The following is a 21,650-nucleotide window of genomic DNA, read 5'->3' as shown; positions in this document are numbered from 1 at the left end:
GGATAGCAATGAAAAAATTTAAAAACATTAACAAAGCTGAAATCAACTCAAGAAATCTAAAAGATGAAGAAAACAAAAAAATAAGAGTGTACTCTTCTCTAGGAACAGAGGAGTTACTAAAAAAATTAGATACATCTTTAGAGGGAGTTACTAAGGAGCAAGCTGAAAAAAGCTTAGATATATTTGGAAAGAATATAATAACTCACGGAAAGAAAAAATCATTCTTCAAAAAAATAGTAGAGGCTTTTGTAAATCCTTTTACAGCTGTACTTTTCTGTCTAGCCCTTGTGTCTACTGTTACTGATATGATTATTCCTTGGTACAGCAACACTCCAGAAGATTTTTCTCCTATTACAGTAATCATTATCACTACTATGGTTACTATCTCTGGATTATTACGTTTTATTCAAGAGGAAAAAAGTAATAATGCTGCTGAAAGCTTATCTGCTATGATAACTACTACTACTTCAGTTAAAAGATTTGGAGAAAATAAAAAGGAGATTCCTTTAGAAGATGTAGTAATCGGAGATATAGTTTATCTTGCTGCTGGGGATATTATTCCTGCTGATTTAAGAATAATTGAATGTAAAGACTTCTTTATCAGCCAATCTTCTCTAACAGGTGAAAGTGAGCCTGTGGAGAAAAAAGCTCAAATTATACTAGATGATAAACTTGCTGTAACAGAGTTAAATAACATAGCTTTTATGGGAAGCAATGTTATCAGTGGCTCAGCTATTGGAGTTGTTATCTCTACTGGAGATAATACACTTCTTGGTTCTATATCTAAAACTTTAGTATCAGATGAAAAAATTGAATCTAGTTTTGAAAAAGGTGTCAATTCTGTTTCATGGTTACTTATCCGTTTTATGATGGTAATGGTTCCTATTGTATTCTTTGTAAATGGATTTACAAAAGGAAGCTGGGTACAAGCTCTACTATTTGCCATCTCAATAGCAGTAGGACTTACTCCAGAGATGTTACCTATGATAGTTACAACTTGTCTAGCTAAAGGTGCTGTATCTATGGCTAAAAAGAAAACTATCGTTAAAAATCTTAACTCTATTCAAAACTTTGGTTCAATGGATATCCTTTGTACAGATAAGACAGGAACTATCACTTTAGACAAGGTAGTTCTAGAGTATCATATGGACGTACATGGAAATGAAAATAATAGAGTATTACGTCATGCTTTTTTAAATAGCTGGTTTCAAACAGGATTAAAAAATCTGTTAGATTTATCTATTATTGAAAAAACTCATGAAGAGGGAGAAAGGGATAGTTCTCTTTTAGAATTAGAAAAGATATATACAAAAGTTGATGAGATTCCTTTTGACTTTTCTCGTCGTCGTATGACTGTGGTGGTAGAAGATAAATCAGGAAAAAGACAGATGATAACTAAAGGTGCTGTTGAAGAGATGTTATCTATTTGTAAATATACAGAGTTTAAAGGTGAGATAGTTTTACTTACTGATGAGATAAAAGAGGAAGTTTTAAAAACTGTTGAAAATTTCAATGAAGACGGACTTCGTGTTATTGCTCTTGCTCAAAAAACTAATCCATCTCCTGTGGATAGTTTTGGAGTAAAAGATGAAGTGGATATGGTACTTATGGGATATCTTGCTTTCTTAGACCCACCTAAACCTACAACTGCTAAAGCTATTGCTGCTCTAAAAGAGTATGGGGTAAGAACTAAGGTTTTAACTGGTGATAATGATAAAGTTACTAAAAGTATTTGTGGAAAAGTTGGACTTAATAGTAAAAATATTTTACTTGGCTCAGATATAGATAATATGAGTGATGAAGAACTTTCAACTGTTGTTGAAAAGGTAGATATATTTGCAAAACTATCTCCTATGCAAAAAACTAGAATTGTTCAAATCTTAAAAGAGAATGGACATACAGTTGGATTTATGGGAGATGGAATAAATGATGCTGCTGCTATGAAAGAGGCAGATATAGGAATATCTGTTGATACAGCTGTGGATATAGCTAAAGAATCTGCTGATATAATCTTACTTGAAAAAGATTTAATGGTATTAGAAGAAGGAATTATTGAGGGACGTAAAACTTATGCAAATATGATTAAGTATATTAAGATGACTGCTTCATCTAACTTTGGTAATATGTTTTCAGTATTAGCTGCTAGTGCTTTCTTACCATTTTTACCAATGATGAGTATACACTTAATTCTATTAAATCTAATCTATGATCTATCTTGTACTGCTATCCCTTGGGATAATGTAGATAAAGAGTTTTTAAAAATTCCTAGAAAATGGGAAGCAAGCTCTATTGGAAAATTTATGTTATGGATAGGACCTACTAGTTCTATATTTGATATAACTACATACTTATTGATGTATTTTGTTATCTGTCCTATGTTTGTATCGAATGGAGTGCTATACAACTCTATCCCTGTTGAGCAAGAAACATTGAGAACAGCTTATGAAGCTATGTTCCAAACAGGTTGGTTTATTGAGTCTATGTGGTCACAAACTTTAGTTATCCATATGATAAGAACTCCTAAGTTATCATTTATTCAAAGTATTGCCTCTTTACCTGTTATAGTTCTTACAACTTTAGGAGTAATATTTGTTTCAATCATTCCTTATACTAGACTTGGAATCTATTTAGGGCTTACATCTCTTCCTCTAGTATTTTGGTTTGGGCTTGTATTGACAATAGTGGCTTATATGTCAGTAGTTACTTTTGTTAAGAAAAAATATATTAAAAAATATGGAGAATTATTATAAAAAATATTGACAAAATAGTATTTTTAGGTATATAATTACCCCAACAACAAAAAACAAACCATCAAGAGAAACTGAGAGACTGGCTCTATGACGTTTCAGCAACCTATCTTATAGATGTGGTGCTAATTCCAGACAGATGGAAGATACTAATTTTGTATCCAACTCTATTACTTGATGGTAATAGAGTTTTTTTATAATTTTTTCTAGGGAGGATTTTATGATTGAACTAAAGAACATCAGCAAGACTTACTATGACAATGGAAAAAAAGTAGAGGCATTGAAAAATATCAATCTCTCTTTTAATCCTGGGGAAATCGTAGGGATTATAGGATACTCTGGAGCAGGTAAAAGTACACTACTCAGATGTATAAATCTCTTAGAACCACCCACTACTGGAGAAGTTATCATTAATGGAGTCACACTAAATACTCTAAATGATAAAGAACTTCGAGAAATTAGAAAAAAAATAGGAATGATATTTCAACACTTTAATCTAATGAAAAGTAGAACCATCTCTAAAAATATCTCCTATCCACTAAAGGGAAGTAACTTATCTAAAAAGGAGATAGATTTAAGAGTAGAGGAGTTACTTGAACTAGTTAACTTAAAAGAGAAAAAGGAGAATTATCCATCTCAACTATCTGGAGGACAAAAACAGAGAGTAGGTATAGCAAGAGCACTTGCTAACAAACCAGATATAATTCTATGTGATGAAGCTACTTCTGCTCTAGACCCTGAAACTACAATTTCTATTCTGAAGCTTCTAAAAAAAGTTAATCAAGAATTAGGAGTTACAATTATCCTAATAACACATCAAATGGAAGTAATAAAAGAAATATGTGATAGAGTTATAGTTATGGAAGATGGAGAAATTAAGGAACAAGGTGATATTGTAGAAGTATTTTCAAGACCAAAAGCTGACATTACAAAAAAATTTCTTTCTACAATATTTAATAGTAAAAAAATATCTGAATATCTTGAAAATCTACCATCAAAACCTGATGAGCATTTTATAAAACTATCATATATAGGTGAAAATGCTGAGGAGGCTTATATTTCAAAAATTTCTAGAGAATTGGATATAGATGCTAGTATTCTTTTTGGTAATATTGAAATCATTAAAGGAACATCTATTGGAAATCTCATTATTAAATTTGAAGGAAGTAAAGAAAAGGTTTCAAATGCCATAAACTACTTAAACCAAAACAATATAGATACGGAGGTTTTAAAAAATGTTGGAATTTGCATATAAATATTTAGAGAATGTAATATACTATCGTGAAGAACTTTATACAGCACTTGGAGAAACAATTATAATGGTATTTATAGCTGGTATAATTTCAACTCTCATTGGTATAATTTTAGGAATAGCCCTAGCTGTTACTAAAAAAAATGGTATTTTAGAAAATACCTTTATAAATACAACTTTAGCTAGAATAATAAATATATTGAGGTCTATTCCCTTTGTTATTCTATTAGCAGCTTTAATCCCAGTAACTAGATTTATAGTAGGAACTACAATAGGACTAAAGGGAGCTATTGTCCCTTTAATCTTTGGGTCAGCTCCATTTATAGCTAGACAGATTGAATCAGCTCTATCTAGTGTAGATTCTGGAGTAATTGAAGCAGCTTATGCTATGGGTTCCTCTCCATTTGAAATAATCTATAGGGTTCTTCTAAGAGAAGCTCTACCAGAAATCATATATGCTCTAATTATTACAACAGTTAGTCTTATTAGTTTTTCTGCAGTAGCTGGTACAGTTGGTGGTGGGGGACTTGGAGATTTTGCCATCAGATATGGATATCAACATTTTAAAACAGATATTATGGTAGTAACTATTATAATCTTAATTCTTATGATTACAACTATACAATGGATAGGGGAAAAGCTTATTCAAAAAATTAAACACTAAAATATAAAAGGAGAGATACTATGTTAAAAAAATTAAAATATATCATTATTACATCAATTCTAACACTACTTTTTGTTAACTGTGGTGGTGAAAAAACTTCTCAAGAAAATATAATTAAATTAGGAATCAATGGAGATGAAAGTATTGTTTGGGAAACAGTGAGAGATGAATTAAAAAAGGAAAACATAACTTTGAAATTTGTTAGTTTTGGAGATTATATTAGACCAAACTTAGCTCTTCAAGAAAAAGAGATAGATTTAAATGCTTTTCAAACAGAGATATACTTTGATACTTTTAAGAAAGAACATAATTTAACTATTGAAAATATAGCTTATACTGTGATAGCCCCTATGGGGATATACTCTAAAAAAATTACAGATTTATCACAACTAAAAGATAATTCAACTGTTGCTATACCTAATGATAGCTCTAACTCTGGAAGAGCCTTAATCCTACTTCAAGAAGCAGGACTTATAAAATTAGTAGAAGGTTCAGGATTATTTCCTAGAATTAAAGATATAATCTCTAATCCTAAGAATTTAAAAATTGTTGAACTTGTAGCAACTCAAATTCCTAGATCTATTGATGATGTGGATATAGCTGTTATAAATAATGGAGTTGCTGTAGAAGCTAATTATTCTCCATTAGAAGACTCATTATTTTTGGAAGATGCTAAAAATGAAAAGTTAAAACCTTACTTTAATATTATTGCTAGTAGAGAAGACAACAAAGATAATCCTCTTGTAAAAAGAGTAGTAGAAGTTTATCAATCACAAAAAATAAAAGATTTAATAATCGAATATTACAAAGGTTCATCTGTTCCTGTATTCTAAAAAATATAATAGTTAACTAATAGGAGTGATATTTATGGAAAGAAAAATTATAGATTTTATTGATTTAAATAGAGAAAAATTTATAGAAGTGAGCCAAGAGATTCATAAAAATCCAGAGGTTGGGAATAAAGAGTATTTTGCTTGTGAATTGCTTACAAATACTTTAAAAGAGTATGATTTTGAAATAGAAAAAAATATAGCTGGGCATCCAACAGGATTTATAGCTAGAAAAAAATCTCATCTTGGAGCTTATCCTAAGATAAGCTTTTTAGCTGAATATGATGCTCTTCCAAACTTAGGGCATGCTTGTGGACACAATATAATAGGAAGTATTAGTATAGCTGGAGCTATTGCTCTAGGAGAAGCTTTAAAAAATACTCCTGGAGAAGTTATTGTTTTTGGTTGCCCTGCTGAAGAGGGTGGAGAAAATGGAAGTGCTAAAGGTTCTTTTGTTAGGGAAAACCTTTTTAAAGATATTGATGTAGCTATGATTATACATCCAGGTACAGAGAACTTAACAACTGGGAAAAGTTTAGCTGTAAATCCTTTAGACTTTGAGTTCTTTGGAACTCCAGCTCATGCTTCAGGTTGTCCTGAAAAAGGAAAGAATGCTTTAGATGCTCTTTTACACTTTTTCAATGGAATAGCTACTTTAAGACAACATCTTACTCCTGATATAAAAATACATGGTATCATAACTCATGGTGGAGATGCTCCTAATATTATTCCAAGCTATACAAAAGCTCGTTTTTATATAAGAGCAGCTACTAAAGAAGGGTGTGATGAGGTGACTGAAAAAGTAGTTGCAATAGCTAAAGGTGCAGCTACTATGACAGGTTGTAAAGAAAAAGTTTCAAGTTTTCAAAACAGAGTTGATAATGTAATACCTACTCCTATATTTGATGATTTTTATGTTGATGTTATGAAAAGATTAGGAATAGAAGTTAGTAAAGAACATAAAAAAGGAATTGGTTCTACTGATGTTGGAAATGTTAGCCAAGTTATTCCAACTATTCAGCCTAGTATAAAAATTTGTAACTCTGATGTTGCAGGGCATAGTTTGGAATTTGCTGAAGCTGCTAAATCATCTTGTGGAAATGAAGCTGTAATCTTAGGAGGAAAAGCCTTAGCCATTTTAGGATATGAACTACTTACCTCTCCTGAAAAATTAAATTTAATAAAATCTCAATTTAAAAATATAAGAAATCAGTAGATAGAAAAAGATAGCTGAAAACTATTTAAATATGTTACAATATAGAGGAGGAAACTCCTCTATATTTTTTGAAAGGATTATATAATGGAAAAAAAAATTCGTGTGACACTTAATAAATGTGCTATTGATATTATTGAGGCTGATTGTCAGAGTTTTAAAGTTACTAAAAACTTTCTTATAAATTATATCTTTGACAAATTAAAAGAGGAAAGAATTGAAAACATTTATAGTGAAGAGGATAACAAAGGGATTATTCAATTCAATCTCAATAAAAACAATAGAAATATTTATTATGATATTTTAGCTGAGCAAAAAATTCAGATAGAGGCTGACTTTATAAGAAAAATGATATATAGATATACTCATCAATCTAAAAGTTCTAGAGAATTATTTCTCTATGAGGATATTGTAAATCGTATAAAATATGGAATTAAAAATAAAAGAGTTCTAAAGCTTACCTTTGATGATGAGAGAAAAACTTCTATTCTCCCTTTTTACATTGGTAGCTCTAAATTGGAATTAGGAAACTATATATTTTGCTATGATTTTCTTGAGATGAGATATAAAAACTATAAGCTTAGTAATACTAAAACTATTTTTATAACTCAAGAGGAAAAGGAGTGGGAGAATAAAGATTTTATTGAAAATGTAATAAAAAACTTTGATCCTTTTTTATCTCAAGGAAAAAAAATAAAAGTTTCTTTGACAGAGGAGGGAGAAAAACTTCTCTCTACCCTTGCACTCAATCGTCCAGAGACTATCTCTCAAAATGGAAATATCTATGAGTTTAGATGTTCTGAAGAGCAAGCTAAAAGATATTTTGCATATTTTTTAGATGATGTAAAAATAATAGAACCTCTTTCTCTAAAAGAGTGGTTTATACAAAAATATAAGTTAGCACTAGAAAAATATGAGGTAATCACTCAAGGATAAATTGAGTAGTTATATTATAGAATTTAATTTAATTTTATTAAATAGTATGGAGATAATAGTTCATCTAGTAAAGGTTCTATTCCAAGATATGATTTGAATTTTCTATATTCAATATATTTTTTTCTAGATTTTCTTTAGAAATTTTTTCTTTAATAGCTTTAATTAAAATATTTTTTGGAGTATGTTCCATATCTATAAACTCCATAACTTGAGTTTTAAATCCACATAATTCTAAAGCTTGAGCTCTAAATGCATCGGTAGCTAAAGATGTAAATTTTTCAAATAATATTCCGTGTTTACCTAAAGGTAGTTCTGTAGAAAAAAAATCTGAATTTTTATTTTTAGACATTTTTTCATTGAATTCATGCTGACAACAAGGGACTGCTAAAATAGCTTTAGCTCCTAACTCTAATCCTTTTAGTAAAGCATAATCAGTTGCATTATTACAGGCATGTAAGGAAAATACCATATCTACATCTTTTAATTTATTAAAATCCTTTATATCTCCAGTTAAAAATTCTAAATTTTGACAATTTAACTCCTGAACTATTTTATTACATTTTTCTACAACATCTTTTTTTAAATCAAGTCCTATTATTTCATATGTAAATTCTTTAATATTATTTAAATAATATTGTAAAGCAAAAGTAAGGTATGATTTTCCACAACCAAAATCTATAATTTTAATATGATTTTTAATCAATTTTTTATTTTGCATCTCTTTGATAGTATCATCTATAAACTCTAAATACTTATTAATTTGTTTGAATTTAGCGTAAGAATTTTTAAAGACTAAGCCATCTTCTCCCATAATTCCAAGTTTTATTAAAAAAGGAGTAAAGTTTCCATCTTCTATAATATATTTTTTCTTTTTATTGTGCTCTAAAGATTCTAAAAGTCTATTGTTTATAGTTTCTTTTAAGCTATAAGTATTTTTTCCTTTTAAAATTTGAAAATCTGATCCTTGAGTAATTAATAGGATTTGTTTAAATTTATCTATAATTTCAGAAAATCTCTCTATAAAATCAAATAAGTAAATATTTTCATGAAAAGCTTTTTTATCTTTAAAAGATTCTAATTGAATAAATACTTCATTTTTTATTTTTATAAGTTTTAAATTTATTTTTGAAGAATTCTCTTTTTTATTTACAGGATTAGAAATACTTCCTTTTATAAAAATATTTTTTTCTATAATATCTTTGAATAGATTTTCTATATATAATTTATTAACTTTCATAAAATTTCACCTCATGTTCATTTTGTTAATATATCTTAGCATAGAGTGATGATATTGTCCATTTTATTTTAATTATTTCTTGACAAAAAAAATCAAATATGTTAATTTATTATATAGGATATAGGGGTATATAGTATATTTAAAATGTGAAAGGATAGATTAAAATGAAAAAGATTGAATATGAAGTAAAAAATTTAGATTGTGCTGGGTGTGCAGGCAAAATTCAGCATAAAGCTGGGACTATGATAGGAGTACTAAATGCTAATCTAGATCTGTATAAGAAGAAATTTGTTTTAGAGATAGATGATAAATTTGAAGAGGACTCTTTTTTAGGAACGATTAATCGTTTTGCGGATTCTATTGAGCCTGGAACAAAAATTTTTAAAATAGATGAATATGATGAAGAAGAGGAGCTAAGAAAGAAAGTAATTGAAAAAATAGAAGAGGAAAAGAAGGAAAAGATAGAGCAAATAACTATAATTTTAGGAATGATTTTGTTTGTTGGAGCAATTTTAGCTATTAATATATCTTATAATTTACGAATTATTCTTTCTGTTATTACTTATATTATTTTAGGTTGGGATGTCATTTTAAAATCTTTTAAAAATATGAGTAAGAAAAACTTTTTGGATGAAAATTTTTTAATGACAATAGCTACTTTTGGAGCTTTTTATTTAAATGAAACTATTGAAGCTGTTGGAGTTATGTTATTTTATAAGATTGGAGAGTATTTTCAGGATCAAGCTGTATCTAATTCGAGGAAATCTATTGAAAAACTTTTAGATATTAGACCTGATTATGCCAACTTAAAGCAAAGTAATGGTGAACTAATAACGATATCTCCTAAAAAATTAAAAAAAGGAGATATTATTGTTATTAAGGCTGGAGAAAAAATTCCAGTTGATGGAATTGTTATAAAAGGAGAGAGTACTTTGAATACCTCGGCTTTGACTGGAGAATCTCTTCCATTAGAGGTAGTAGTGAGTAGTGAGGTACTAAGTGGTAGTTTGAATGGTAATGGTATTTTAGAAGTTAAGGTAACTAAACTTTTTTCAGATTCCACTATCAATAAAATAATAGAAATGGTAGAGGGTGCTAGTAATAAAAAGGCTGAATCAGAAAAATTTATTACTAAATTTGCAAGATATTATACTCCTATTGTAGTTATATTAGCTATTATAGTTGGAGTTTTTTTCCCAATTATATTTGGAGATTTTTCTCTTTGGTTTTCAAGAGCACTAATATTTTTAGTTATTTCTTGTCCTTGTGCTCTAGTTATATCTGTTCCACTTACTTTTTTTACTAGTATTGGAATAGCATCAAAGCAAGGAATATTGATAAAAGGTGGGAATTATTTAGAAGCTCTTAATGATGTAGGAACAGTAGTATTTGATAAGACAGGAACACTGACTAAAGGGAGATTTAAAATAGATTTTTTAGAAAATATAAATTGTGAGCAAGTGGAATTATTAAGAACTGCTCAAATAGGAGAGTTATATTCTAATCATCCAATTGGAAAAGCTATATTGTCTCAAGTTGATATTGAAGATATAGATGAAACTTTCCTTGAAGGATATAAGGAGTTAAGTGGTTTTGGTGTAGTAGCATATTATGAAGGAAAGGAAATTTTAGTAGGAAACTATAAACTCATGAAAGAATATAAAATAGAATGTATAGAGAAGGAATATGCTGGAAGTGTAATATATGTAGCAAAAGATATGAAATTTTTGGGATACATATATATAAGTGATGAAGTTAAAGAAGATTCTTTGGCAACTATTACAAAATTAAAAAAACTTGGTATAGAAAGTTACATATTGACAGGGGATAATCAAAATATAGCTAATAAAATTGGAGAGAAATTAGGTATCTCTTCAAAAAATATTTTTGCACAATTACTTCCACAAAATAAAGTTGAAAAATTACAAAATATTATGACAGGAAAAAATAAAAAGGTTATATTTGCAGGTGATGGAATTAATGATGCTCCTGTTTTATCACTTGCTGATATTGGAGTAGCAATGGGAGGAGAAGGAAGTGATATAGCTGTTGAAGCTGCTGATATTGTAATTATGAAAGATGAGCCATCTAAAATTGTGGAGTTGTTAAAAATTGCTAAGATAAATAGAAAAGTTGTTATACAGAATATTATTTTTGCTCTTGGAATAAAAATTTTAGTAATGATTCTAGGTGTATTTGGAATAGCGAATATGTGGATGGCTATATTTTCTGATGTGGGAGTTTCATTTTTAGCAGTTATAAATGCTTCTTGGGGAGTAAGGAGATATTTTAATTAAAGGATTTGTAACATATGTTACTGAATTAAAAAAGAATATATTGTAAAATTAAAAAGAGTTGTGAAAAAAATAAAGCAACTCTTAATTTATTATATAAAATTTAGGAGGATAAAAATTATGCATGATGGTTGTTCTGGAAAGTTTGAAAATGGAAAACAAGTAGTAGAGAAATTAAGAATAATGGGATTTAGTGGACAAATGATGCCTATACCTGCACAGATTATATGTAAAGACTGTAAAAATGAAATTATTATGGATACTTTTGAATATAAATGTCCACATTGTGGGATGATTTATGCTGTAACTCCATGCCATGCTTTTGATATAGAAAATATAATGTGTGCAGGAAAAGAGTGAGATCATTTAAAGAACTCAAGAATGAATTATATATTCTTGAGTTCTTTATTTTATAATTATTTAGATATATTTTAGTTGAAATAATATCTAAATAGTTAATTTATTTTAGTTTTTATTTTCAGGTTTATATACTCCACTATTTAAAGCATTTTGCATAGCAGCTCTTATTTTACTAGAACGAAGAGAAGCTCCAGCCCTTGGTATATTACCTGGAAAGTAAAGTGATTCCAAGGCATCTTCTATATTTTTTCCTTCAGTTGAAGTTAAGGCAGCTTGATACCTATCTTTTTCATTTTCAAGAGTTTTCTCTTTTAAATAATCTTGACCTTTATAGAAAAGTGTTCTAAATCTTGTCTTGCTGATAATATCGTTTTTTAGATGAAATTGAACCTCTACTTGTGTTTCTTGTCCACTTACAAAAGCTCCTCTATAAAGTCCATTTCTATATTCATTTGCAAATATGACTGATGTACATAGTAAAGAAAATAAAATAATTTTTTTCATTATATCCTCCTAATATAACAATTAATATATAATATTTTACTATATTATATAAATCAAGTCAATTATTTTGCAAATAAAAATATTAAATAGAATTTTTTATTTTATTCAAAGCTTCTTCAAGGATTATTCTTGGACAGGCAAAATTAAGGCGTATATATCCTTTTCCCTCTTCTCCAAACCAATGACCATAATCAATAGCTACTTTAGCTTCTTCTTCAAAAAATTTCTCTATATCACGATTTTTTAGAATATCTCCAAGATAAATCCAAGCTAAATATGTTCCTTCCGGTTTAATATATTTTGTATTTGGAAGATTTTTTCTTAGAAATTTTTCTATAAATTTTCTATTTTCATCTAAATATTCAATTACTTGTTCTAACCATTCCTCACCTTGAGTATATGCTGATTTAATTGCAGCAATTCCAAAGCTGTTTGGAGTTTCTATTCTCACATTTCTTAAAGTTTTTTGATAAATTTTTCTTAAATTTTCATCTGGTATAATTATGAGAGAAGTCTGTATTCCAGCTAGATTAAAAGTTTTACTAGGAGCAGTACAAACAATTAAATTTGAAAAATATTTTTTCTCTAATGTAAGAAATGAGCAATGTTTATGTTCTTTAAAAATTAAATCGGAATGAATTTCATCTGAAATGATAAGAACATTATGCTTTAGACAAATATCTCCTAGTTGTATTAAGTCCTCTTTTGTCCAAACTCTTCCAACAGGATTGTGAGGATTACATAATATGAAAGCTTTTATATGGTTTTCTATAATTTTTTTCTCAAAATCTTCAAAGTTCATCGAATAGATCCCATTGTTGTTGATGAGAGGATTAGTAATTATATTTCTTTCATTATTTTCAGTTGTTAATCTGAAAGGATGATATACAGGAGTTTGAATTAGAATATTATCACCTTTTTGTGTAAATGCTTGTATCATAAAGCTAATTGCAGGAACAACACCATTAGTAAAAACTATCCATTCTTTTTTTATTTCACTATTCTTTCTTTTTTTATTCCAGTTAATAATAGCCTGATAATACTCTTCATCTGTACTAGTATATCCTAAAACTCCGTGTTCTATAATTTCTTTCATGCTATTTAATATAGGTTGAGCAACTTTAAAGTCCATATCTGCTACCCAAAGTGGAAGTAAATCTGTATGACCATGGTAAGTTTCTTTATATATTTCAGAATTCCATTTTTTTGAGTTAGTATTAGTTCTATCGATAGGTTTATCAAAATTATATTTCATTATATACACTCTCCAAGTTTATTTTAAAATTTCAAATCCATATTCCATTTTATCAGGATGTGGACCTAATCTTTTATTTTTGTTTAATTTTTTTATTTTCTGTATTTCTTCTTGTTGATTACAAAGATATTTATCATTAGCATTATTATAACGTATTTTTTTTATTTTTTTAAATGATATATTTCAAAATTACATACACCAATGACTCTTAATTTCTTATCATTGATAGAGTTTTTCTCTATAATTTTCCAGGTTCTAAAAGTAATATTAGGAATTGTAGTTTTATTTGTTTAATTTGTACATAAAATATTTTCCTTTAAATTATAGCTTTAGAGCTAGTACAACTTTATCCATTACTTGTGCAAATCTTTCTCTTATTACAAGAGTTGCTACTTGATCTTTTGGAGTAGGAGTTTCATTTAAAATAATGAGATTTTTTCCTTTAAAGTATTCAATATAATAAGCAGCTGGATAGACAGTTAGACTAGTTCCTACAATAATTAGTGTATCAGCTTTTTTTATTTCATGTATGGCATTGTTTACAACTACTTCATTTAAAGCTTCTCCATAGAGTGTTACATTTGGTCTAACTATTCCTCCACATTTACAAATAAAATCTTCAGTTGATTTTTTTCCACATTTTAAACAGTACCATTTTTTTAGTGTACCATGTAGTTCTAATATATTTCTACTTCCAGCATCCTGGTGAAGATTATCAATATTTTGTGTAATTACAGCTTTTACTTTCCCAATTTTTTCTAGTTGAGCAATACCTAGATGACCAGTATTAGGTTTAATGTTATTAATAGAAAGTTTTTCAGTAAGATATTTATTGAAAATTTCCCTATGTGAAAAGAAAAAATCATGACTTAAGATTTCTTCTACTTCATAACCCATGAATTTACTTTTATTGTATAAGCCAGTCTTACCTCTAAAATCGTCTAAACCTGAATCAGTAGATGCTCCAGCTCCAGTAAAAAAGACTATATAATTACTCTTTTTTATAATAGTGATCAATTTTTCAATTTCATTCATAAATCCTCCTATAAATTTGCTTAAATTGGGATAAATATCCTATTTTCTTGATAGTATTATACTATATATTTTTTATTTTGTGTAAAAATAGCTTTGATTTTTTATAAAGAGTATAAAAATATCAAGGAAATTTTGAGATTACTATATACATTTTTATAGAAATTGTAGTATAATCTTCTTAAGGGGAATAAGTTTTAAATTAAGGAGTGAGAGATATGAAAAAAATAATCCTATCTATAACCATATTAATTTCTTTAATTGGTTGTACTAACTTAGAAAAAAAAGAGGAAAGTTTACCACAAACTATTAATAGTGTAGTAGAGCTTATTAACGTAGAATATAATTTAGTTAATATATTTCCTGATCAAGGGTTAACATTGGGGTTTGATGAAAATGGAAGAATTTTTGGTTACTCTGGTTTAAATAGATTTTTTGGAAGAGCTGAAATAATAAATGGAAGCATTAAAATAGTTTCATTATCCTCGACACGAATGGGTGGATCGAGGGAGGACTTAATAAGAGAAGACCAATATTTAACATTATTGAAAAGTATGACAAAAATTCAAAAAGAAAATGAGAATTTAGTTTTATCGAATGAGAAAGAAGAACAACTTATTTTCTCTGTGAAATAGTTACAAAAATGAGGGAGTTTATGAATAAATTACAAAATCAAATAAATTTTTTAGTTGAGATAGATAAAGTAAAAGCTGTGTTGAGACAATCAGTTATATTAGGAGATACTAATAAAAGAGAAAATGATGCTGAGCATAGTTGGCATATGGCAGTATGTGCAATAATTTTAAAGGATTATGTGAATTTTGAAAATATAAATATGGAAAGAGTACTAAAAATGATTCTTATACATGACATTGTTGAGATATATAGTGATGATACTCCGGCATTTTCTAATTATTCAAAGGAGGAAAAATATTTTAAGGAGTTAAAGGCAGCTAAAAAAATATTTTCTTTATTGCCAAAAGAACAATATGAAGAGTTTTTTGAGTTATGGTTAGAATTTGAGAATATGAAATCTAGTGATTCTAAGTTTGCAAATGTTTTTGATAGATTTCAAGGATTTATTCAAAATTTATCTTCTGATGGTCACACTTGGAAAAAGTGGAATGTCACAGAAAGTATGGTACTAAAAAGATTAGAACCAATAAAAAAATATGCTCCTCAAATTTATGAGAAATTTATAATTCCTGAAATAAAAAAATATATGGATAAAGGTATTATCAAAAAATAATTTAGAATAGAATAATTAGGAGGTTTTTTATGGGATTAATTTCTATATTTACAAAAAAGAATGTCGAATTAGAAGAAAAACTAAATAAAAAAATAGAAGATTTAGAGCAAATAATCGAGAGAAAAGATAAGGAGATTTCCGACTTAATAAATGAAATAGATAATTTAAATCAGAGTATGGGAGATATTAATAGTAATTTGAATTCAAAACAACTAGAATTGATTGAGAAAAATATGAAAGATATGAAAGAGGAGAATGAAAGATTAAAGCAAGTAATAGAAAAATATAATTTATCTTCTAAAAAAGAGAAGTATTATTATAAAGTAGATATTAAAAAATTTTTTTCTGCATCTAGATTTATTGATTTAGCTAATGCAATTATGGAGAGAGGTATTTTTTATCTTCAAGATTTAACTATTGAAAAGTTTGATTCTCTTCCACAAGATATAAAAAATTTAGAAGATGGAAGAAATAAATTTTTAAAATATTTAAACAAGGATTTCATACAGTGGGAAGTTGTAACATACCTTAATAAAGGAGAGAGAGTTTCTAAAATTTATAACAAGAATAGAAAATTAATAGTTATTTTTGCTGAAAGTGATATTGAATTTATGGAAGATTTGAGGGAGTTTGATTTTTGGAAATTAATTAATTTAGGATTTAAGGACACTCAAATAGAAGAGTTTATAGGAAAAAGAGATGAGTATTACAAGAAAAGAAGAGTAGCAAAATAAAGGAGTATTTATGAAAAATATACTTATTGGGGTATCTGGAGGAATAGCAGCTTATAAAGTGGCTAATATAATATCAAAATTAAAGAAAAAAGGATATAATATAAAAGTTATTATGACTGAAAATGCGACTAAAATAATTACACCACTAACACTAGAAACTCTTTCTAGAAATAGAGTTTATGTAGACATGTGGGATAAAAATCCTCATTTTGAAGTAGAACATATATCTTTAGCTGATTGGGCTGATGTTATCTTAATAGCTCCAGCTACATATAATATTGTTGGTAAAGTGGCTAATGGAATAGCTGATGATATGCTCACAACTGTAATCTCAGCTTGTAAAAAACCTGTTTATTTTGCACTTGCAATGAATGTAAATATGTATGAAAACCCTATTTTAAAAGAAAATATAAAGAAGTTAAAAGAATATGGATATAGATTTATAGAAGCTGATGAAGGTTTTTTAGCATGTAATATAAGTGCTAAGGGTCGTTTAAAAGATGAAGATGAAATAGTAGATATACTTGAACATGATAACTTATACAGAAATAATATTTTGGCTAAAAAAAGACTTTTGATTACGGCTGGAAGAACTGAAGAAGCAATTGATCCAGTAAGATATTTATCAAATAGGTCAAGTGGTCAAATGGGGTATGCCCTTGCTAAATCAGCAATAAAATTAGGTGCTGATGTGATATTAATATCTGGACCAACTAATTTGAAAAAGCCTTTAGGAGTAAGTGAGTTTATACAAGTAAAAACTGCACAAGAGATGTATGATGAATGTATGAAAAGGTTTCCAAATATAGATATTGTAATAGCTTGTGCTGCAGTAGCCGATTATAAACCAAAATATTATTCTAATGAAAAAATTAAGAAAAAAGAGGGAGAACTAATGATTATTTTGGATAGAAATCCAGATATATTATTAGAAATGGGAAAAAGAAAAAAAGAACAAATTTTAATTGGATTTGCTGCTGAAACTGAGAATTTATTAGATAATGCTATAGTGAAGTTAAAAAGAAAAAATTTAGATATGATAATAGCTAATAATGCTGAAAATATGCAAAAAAATACAAATGAAATTTTTATAATAAAAGCTGATGGCTTAATAAAAGAGGTTCCAGAAAAATCAAAAGAAGAGTTAGCATATGATATTTTGATTAATATTTAAAAATTTTAAATTAATTAAGGATTTAGAATAATTTTGATTAGAAATAAGAGCAAGTAGTAATATATTGTATTAGAAAATTTATATTATATATAAATTTATTTTAGTATTAAATATTAACTTGCTCTATTTATTTTTATATAATTTATAAAATTTTTGAATTTTTTTAGCTAATTTAGATCTAAGCAGTTATATTGAATTATAAAACTTAAATTTTTATTTTAAAATTATCAAATCCTATTGACTCAGCATACTTAGCTCCCCATTTTACAAGAGATTCTAAGATAGGAATCAACTCCTGTCCTTTCTCAGTAAGAGAGTACTCCACCTTAGGAGGTACAACAGGGTACACCTTTCTATTGATAAGCTCATCTTCCTCTAGTTCTCTCAACTGTCTAGTCAGCATTCTTTCATTGATACTGGGAATAAATCTTTTCAAATCACTGTGTCTAGCCACCTTGTTTGTATTTATATAGTAAAGGATAATAGGTTTCCATTTTCCTCCTATAATATCTAAAGTCAATTCAAAATAGCAATTATACTGTTTTTCTCTATTCATTTTATCACCCTCTTTGGTATATTTTAGCTTTTATGATCAAAAAAGTAAAGTACAGACAAAAATGTCTGTACTTTACAAAAGGTGTAGTAAAGACTTATAATAAAAATATACAAAAGAAGTTTAGGAGGGGAACTATGAAAAAAGTATTAATAGTTGGAGGAGTAGCTGGAGGAGCTTCAGCAGCTGCTAGATTGAGAAGATTAGATGAAAGTTTAGAGATAGTTATATTTGAAAAAGGGGAATATGTTTCTTTTGCTAACTGTGGACTACCTTATCATATAGGGGGAGTTATTGAAAATAGAGAGAGCTTATTAGTACAAACTCCTGAAAAATTAAAAGCTAGATTTAACCTTGATGTGAGAGTAAATAGTGAGGTTACAGAGGTCAATACAGGAGAAAAATCTGTAAAGGTAAGAACAAAATCTGGAGAGGAGTACAGTGAAAAGTATGATTATCTAGTTCTTGCTCCAGGGGCTAAGCCACTATTACCACCTATCAAAGGGATAGATAGTAAGAAGATTTTTACTCTTAGAAATATGAATGATATGGACAAAATAAAAAAAGAGTTGGAATTAGATAGAGTAAAAAGAGCAGTAGTAGTAGGTGGAGGATATGTAGGAGTAGAAACAGCAGAAAACCTAACTCACTTAGGAGTAGAAACTACTCTTATAGAGGCAGCTCCAAATATCTTAGCTCCCTTTGATGGAGAGATGACTAATATCTTAGAGTATGAGATGACTACTAATGGAATAAACTTGATGACTAATGAAAAAGTAGTGGAGTTTAAAGAGAAAGAAAAGGGAGTAGAAGTAGTACTAGAGAGTGGAAAATCAGTGGTAGCTGATATGATAGTTCTATCTATTGGAGTTACTCCAGATACTAAATTTTTAGTAAATTCAGGAATAGAATTAGGAGCAAGAGGACATATCTTAGTAAATGATAGATTGGAAACAAATGTTTCAGGAGTTTATGCTCTAGGAGATGCCATCTTAGTAGAGAACTTTATCACTAGAGAGGAAAGCTCTATTGCTCTAGCTGGACCAGCTAATAGACAGGGAAGAATAGTAGCAGGAAATATAGCAGGTAGAGATGAGAAATACAATGGAAGTTTAGGTACAGCAATAATAAAGGTATTTGGACTTACAGGAGCTTCAACAGGATTAAATGAGAGAACAGTGAAAAATTTAGGTGTTTCTTATGAAAAAATCTATCTACACCCTAATGACCACGCTAATTACTATCCAGGGGCTACTCCTATCAGTATCAAGGTTATATATGAGAAGGAGAACAGAGAGATTTTAGGAGCTCAAGCAATTGGAGTAAAGGGAGTAGATAAATTCATAGATGTAATAGCAACAACTATAAAGTTTGGTGGAAAGATAGAGGATTTAGCAGAGTTAGACTTAGCTTATGCTCCACCATTCTCTTCAGCAAAATCTCCAGCTAATATGGCAGGATTTATGGGATTAAATATAGAAGAGGGATTAGTAGAGCAGATATTTATGGAGGATTTAGCTAACTACAATAAGGATACACAGATTATCTTAGATACTAGAGAGGAGATAGAGCTAGTTACAGGAGTAATTGAAGGTAGTATCAATATTCCTCTTAGTGAGCTTAGAAAGAGAGTAGGAGAGTTACCTAAGGATAAGGAGATTTTAGCTTACTGTGCTGTTGGACTTAGAGGATATATTGCAGCTAGATTTTTATCACAAAATGGGTACAAGGTAAAGAATATAGCTGGTGGAATCAAATCTAAAATAAGAGAGTTACACTTTGTAGAGAAAAAAGCAGAGGTAGAAACTCCAAAAGTTAATGTAGAGATTGATAAGAGTGAGTATTTAGATTTATCTGGACTATCTTGTCCTGGACCACTAGTAAAAGTAAAAGAGAATATGGACAGCTTAAAAGATGGAGAGGTATTGAAGGTAAAGGTATCAGACCCTGGTTTTTACAATGATATTCAAAGCTGGAGCAAGGTAACAAAAAATACACTGCTATCTCTTGAGAAAAAAGATGGAAACATATTTGCTACATTACAAAAGGGAGATAGTACTAATCTTGATATCGAAAAAAAAAAGACAATAGAGTAATAGAAACTAATGAGGGAGTTACTATTGTAGTTTTCAGTGGAGATTTAGACAAGGCAATAGCAGCATTTATAATAGCTAATGGAGCTTTGACTATGGGTAAAAAAGTAACAATGTTCTTTACATTCTGGGGACTATCTATCTTGAAAAAAGAGAATCTAGGTAAAAAATCATTTATAGAGAAGATGTTTGCTATGATGTTACCTAAGAATAGTGAAAAACTTCCAGTGTCAAAGATGAATTTCTTTGGAATAGGGGCAAAACTTATAAGATGGACAATGAAAAAGAAAAATATTATGTCTTTAGAGGAGCTTATGAGAAAGAGTATAGAGTTTGGAGCTAATATTACAGCTTGTACTATGTCTATGGAAGTTATGGGAATAACACAAGAAGAGTTGATAGATGGAATCAGCTATGGAGGAGTGGGACAATACTTAGGAGCTACTGAAAACTCAAATACAAATCTATTTATCTAGAGATAAGGGGGGAGGAAAATGACAAAAGTATTTTATATAATTGCTATCCTATCTTTGATTATTTCTTTTATTAAAAGTAGAGAGAAAACAAAGATGGTACTAAAAAAAGCTTGGAAATCCTTTGAAAATATTATGCCACAGTTTCTATCGATTATATTGTTGATAGGAGTGATGTTAGCTGTATTGACTCCAGAGCAAATCTCTATGTTTTTAGGGAAGGAGTCAGGGATAATGGGAGTTATAATGGCAGCATTTATAGGGGCAATAACTTTAATACCTGGGTTTGTTGCTTTCCCTCTAGCTAGTGCTCTCCTACAAAATGGAGCTGGAATAACACAGATAGCTGCCTTTGTTTCAACTTTGATGATGGTAGGTATTGTTACTATTCCTGTTGAGATTCAGTATTTTGGGAAAAAGGTAACTATAATAAGAAATCTATCTGCCTTTATCTTTTCATTAGTTGTGGCAATGGTTATGGGGGGAGTACTATGATTAAAAATTTTGTAAAGAGATATAGATTTTTTCTAATACTTTTGATTATAAATATATCCCTACTCTTTATCTCTCCAGAGATTGGAAAAAAATCTTTTAGTATTACTTATGATAATCTTTTGGAGATGTTAGGAGTTATACCACCTATATTTATACTTTTAGGAGTTTTAGATGTATGGCTAAAGAAAGAGACAATGATTAAATATATGGGAAAAGGTTCTGGAGTAGTGGGAGTTTTACTTTCGTTTATAATTGGAGCTACTGCTGCTGGGCCACTTTATGCAGCCTTTCCAGTGGCAGGGGTGCTTTTAAGAAAGGGAACAAGTATATTTAATGTGTTGATTTTTATAGGAGCTTGGTCTACTATGAAGATACCACTTCTCATATTTGAATCCACAGCCTTAGGTTACAGTTTTGCTATGCTTCGTCTAGGACTTAATATAGTTGGAATCCCTGTGATTGCCTTTATCATAAGTGTATTTTTGAATGATAGGGATAGGAGAGAGATTTATACTTTGGCTGAAGATAAAGAGTAGTTGCTGATATCAATTTATC

At 28.8% G+C, this 21,650-nt stretch carries 18 protein-coding genes, 2 pseudogenes and 1 riboswitch; of the genes and pseudogenes, 15 read left to right on the top strand and 5 right to left on the bottom strand.

What is annotated here, in order from left to right; translation table 11 throughout:
- Positions 1 to 8: 8 nt before the first annotated feature.
- The 6 genes from mgtA to DYA59_RS04855 all read left to right on the top strand — a co-directional run bounded on the left by mgtA (position 9) and on the right by DYA59_RS04855 (position 7,642).
- Complete coding sequence (gene mgtA, locus DYA59_RS04880) at positions 9 to 2,750, top strand: magnesium-translocating P-type ATPase (protein WP_115269928.1); 2,742 nt, start codon at positions 9 to 11, stop codon at positions 2,748 to 2,750.
- 55 nt (positions 2,751 to 2,805) lie between these two features.
- Positions 2,806 to 2,893: riboswitch (SAM riboswitch) on the top strand.
- A gap of 74 nt (positions 2,894 to 2,967) precedes the next feature.
- Positions 2,968 to 4,002, top strand: coding sequence for a methionine ABC transporter ATP-binding protein (locus DYA59_RS04875; RefSeq protein ID WP_115269926.1), 1,035 nt, complete (start codon positions 2,968 to 2,970; stop codon positions 4,000 to 4,002).
- On the top strand, positions 3,983 to 4,663 hold the full coding sequence (locus DYA59_RS04870) for a methionine ABC transporter permease (RefSeq protein WP_115269924.1): 681 nt from the start codon (positions 3,983 to 3,985) through the stop codon (positions 4,661 to 4,663). Before DYA59_RS04875 ends, DYA59_RS04870 begins: the two co-directional genes overlap by 20 nt.
- A gap of 20 nt (positions 4,664 to 4,683) precedes the next feature.
- Entirely contained in the window at positions 4,684 to 5,496 is an 813-nt protein-coding gene (locus DYA59_RS04865; RefSeq protein ID WP_115269922.1) for a MetQ/NlpA family ABC transporter substrate-binding protein, read from the top strand.
- A gap of 34 nt (positions 5,497 to 5,530) precedes the next feature.
- Positions 5,531 to 6,709, top strand: coding sequence for a M20 family metallopeptidase (locus DYA59_RS04860; protein ID WP_115269920.1), 1,179 nt, complete (start codon positions 5,531 to 5,533; stop codon positions 6,707 to 6,709).
- An 84-nt stretch (positions 6,710 to 6,793) separates the two neighbouring features.
- Positions 6,794 to 7,642, top strand: coding sequence for a WYL domain-containing protein (locus DYA59_RS04855; RefSeq protein ID WP_115269918.1), 849 nt, complete (start codon positions 6,794 to 6,796; stop codon positions 7,640 to 7,642).
- A 23-nt stretch (positions 7,643 to 7,665) separates the two neighbouring features.
- Here the strand turns inward: DYA59_RS04855 and DYA59_RS04850 are convergent.
- Positions 7,666 to 8,879, bottom strand: a pseudogene (locus DYA59_RS04850) (class I SAM-dependent methyltransferase).
- Between the two features lie 164 nt (positions 8,880 to 9,043).
- On the opposite strand from DYA59_RS04850, the gene DYA59_RS04845 reads away from it, so the two are divergent.
- Both DYA59_RS04845 and DYA59_RS04840 read left to right on the top strand, forming a co-directional pair.
- The gene (locus tag DYA59_RS04845; RefSeq protein ID WP_115269916.1) at positions 9,044 to 11,176 is read left to right on the top strand and encodes a heavy metal translocating P-type ATPase; all 2,133 of its coding nucleotides are present in this window, start codon (positions 9,044 to 9,046) and stop codon (positions 11,174 to 11,176) included.
- A gap of 117 nt (positions 11,177 to 11,293) precedes the next feature.
- A complete protein-coding gene (locus tag DYA59_RS04840; RefSeq protein ID WP_115269914.1) occupies positions 11,294 to 11,533 on the top strand; it encodes a hypothetical protein in 240 nt (79 codons plus the stop codon).
- A gap of 105 nt (positions 11,534 to 11,638) precedes the next feature.
- Here DYA59_RS04840 and DYA59_RS04835 read toward each other — a convergent pair whose 3' ends face one another.
- The 3 genes from DYA59_RS04835 to DYA59_RS04825 all read right to left on the bottom strand — a co-directional run bounded on the left by DYA59_RS04835 (position 11,639) and on the right by DYA59_RS04825 (position 14,327).
- Positions 11,639 to 12,037: a hypothetical protein gene (locus DYA59_RS04835; protein ID WP_172606952.1), complete on the bottom strand. Its 399-nt coding sequence runs from the start codon at positions 12,035 to 12,037 to the stop codon at positions 11,639 to 11,641.
- A gap of 82 nt (positions 12,038 to 12,119) precedes the next feature.
- Positions 12,120 to 13,292 carry a MalY/PatB family protein gene (locus DYA59_RS04830; RefSeq protein ID WP_115269910.1) on the bottom strand — a complete coding sequence of 391 codons (1,173 nt, stop codon included), beginning with the start codon at positions 13,290 to 13,292 and terminating at the stop codon, positions 12,120 to 12,122.
- A 321-nt stretch (positions 13,293 to 13,613) separates the two neighbouring features.
- Positions 13,614 to 14,327, bottom strand: coding sequence for an NAD-dependent protein deacylase (locus DYA59_RS04825; protein WP_115269908.1), 714 nt, complete (start codon positions 14,325 to 14,327; stop codon positions 13,614 to 13,616).
- Between the two features lie 215 nt (positions 14,328 to 14,542).
- Here DYA59_RS04825 and DYA59_RS04820 point away from each other — a divergent pair, with 215 nt between their 5' ends.
- The 4 genes from DYA59_RS04820 to coaBC are packed head-to-tail and all read left to right on the top strand — an operon-like array spanning position 14,543 to position 17,481.
- Positions 14,543 to 14,959, top strand: coding sequence for an META domain-containing protein (locus DYA59_RS04820; RefSeq protein ID WP_115269906.1), 417 nt, complete (start codon positions 14,543 to 14,545; stop codon positions 14,957 to 14,959).
- Positions 14,960 to 14,979: 20 nt separating this feature from the next.
- Positions 14,980 to 15,573: an HD domain-containing protein gene (locus DYA59_RS04815; protein WP_115269904.1), complete on the top strand. Its 594-nt coding sequence runs from the start codon at positions 14,980 to 14,982 to the stop codon at positions 15,571 to 15,573.
- Between the two features lie 29 nt (positions 15,574 to 15,602).
- Positions 15,603 to 16,307 carry a hypothetical protein gene (locus DYA59_RS04810; protein ID WP_115269902.1) on the top strand — a complete coding sequence of 235 codons (705 nt, stop codon included), beginning with the start codon at positions 15,603 to 15,605 and terminating at the stop codon, positions 16,305 to 16,307.
- A 10-nt stretch (positions 16,308 to 16,317) separates the two neighbouring features.
- Positions 16,318 to 17,481, top strand: a complete 1,164-nt coding sequence (coaBC, locus tag DYA59_RS04805; RefSeq protein ID WP_115269900.1) for a bifunctional phosphopantothenoylcysteine decarboxylase/phosphopantothenate--cysteine ligase CoaBC — start codon at positions 16,318 to 16,320, stop codon at positions 17,479 to 17,481.
- A 205-nt stretch (positions 17,482 to 17,686) separates the two neighbouring features.
- Here the strand turns inward: coaBC and DYA59_RS04800 are convergent, their stop codons facing one another.
- Positions 17,687 to 18,037, bottom strand: a complete 351-nt coding sequence (locus DYA59_RS04800) for a winged helix-turn-helix transcriptional regulator (protein ID WP_115269898.1) — start codon at positions 18,035 to 18,037, stop codon at positions 17,687 to 17,689.
- 134 nt (positions 18,038 to 18,171) lie between these two features.
- Between DYA59_RS04800 and DYA59_RS04795 the strand changes: the two are divergent.
- From DYA59_RS04795 to DYA59_RS04785, 3 genes and pseudogenes are all read left to right on the top strand, one after another.
- A pseudogene (locus DYA59_RS04795) lies at positions 18,172 to 20,603 on the top strand (FAD-dependent oxidoreductase).
- Between the two features lie 18 nt (positions 20,604 to 20,621).
- Positions 20,622 to 21,095, top strand: a complete 474-nt coding sequence (locus DYA59_RS04790; RefSeq protein ID WP_115269896.1) for a permease — start codon at positions 20,622 to 20,624, stop codon at positions 21,093 to 21,095.
- Positions 21,092 to 21,631: a permease gene (locus DYA59_RS04785; protein WP_115269894.1), complete on the top strand. Its 540-nt coding sequence runs from the start codon at positions 21,092 to 21,094 to the stop codon at positions 21,629 to 21,631. Before DYA59_RS04790 ends, DYA59_RS04785 begins: the two co-directional genes overlap by 4 nt.
- Positions 21,632 to 21,650 lie beyond the last annotated feature (19 nt).

It is taken from the genome of Fusobacterium necrogenes, assembly GCF_900450765.1.
Lineage (GTDB): Bacteria > Fusobacteriota > Fusobacteriia > Fusobacteriales > Fusobacteriaceae > Fusobacterium_A > Fusobacterium_A necrogenes.
This window is presented reverse-complemented; position numbering and strand designations above follow the sequence as displayed.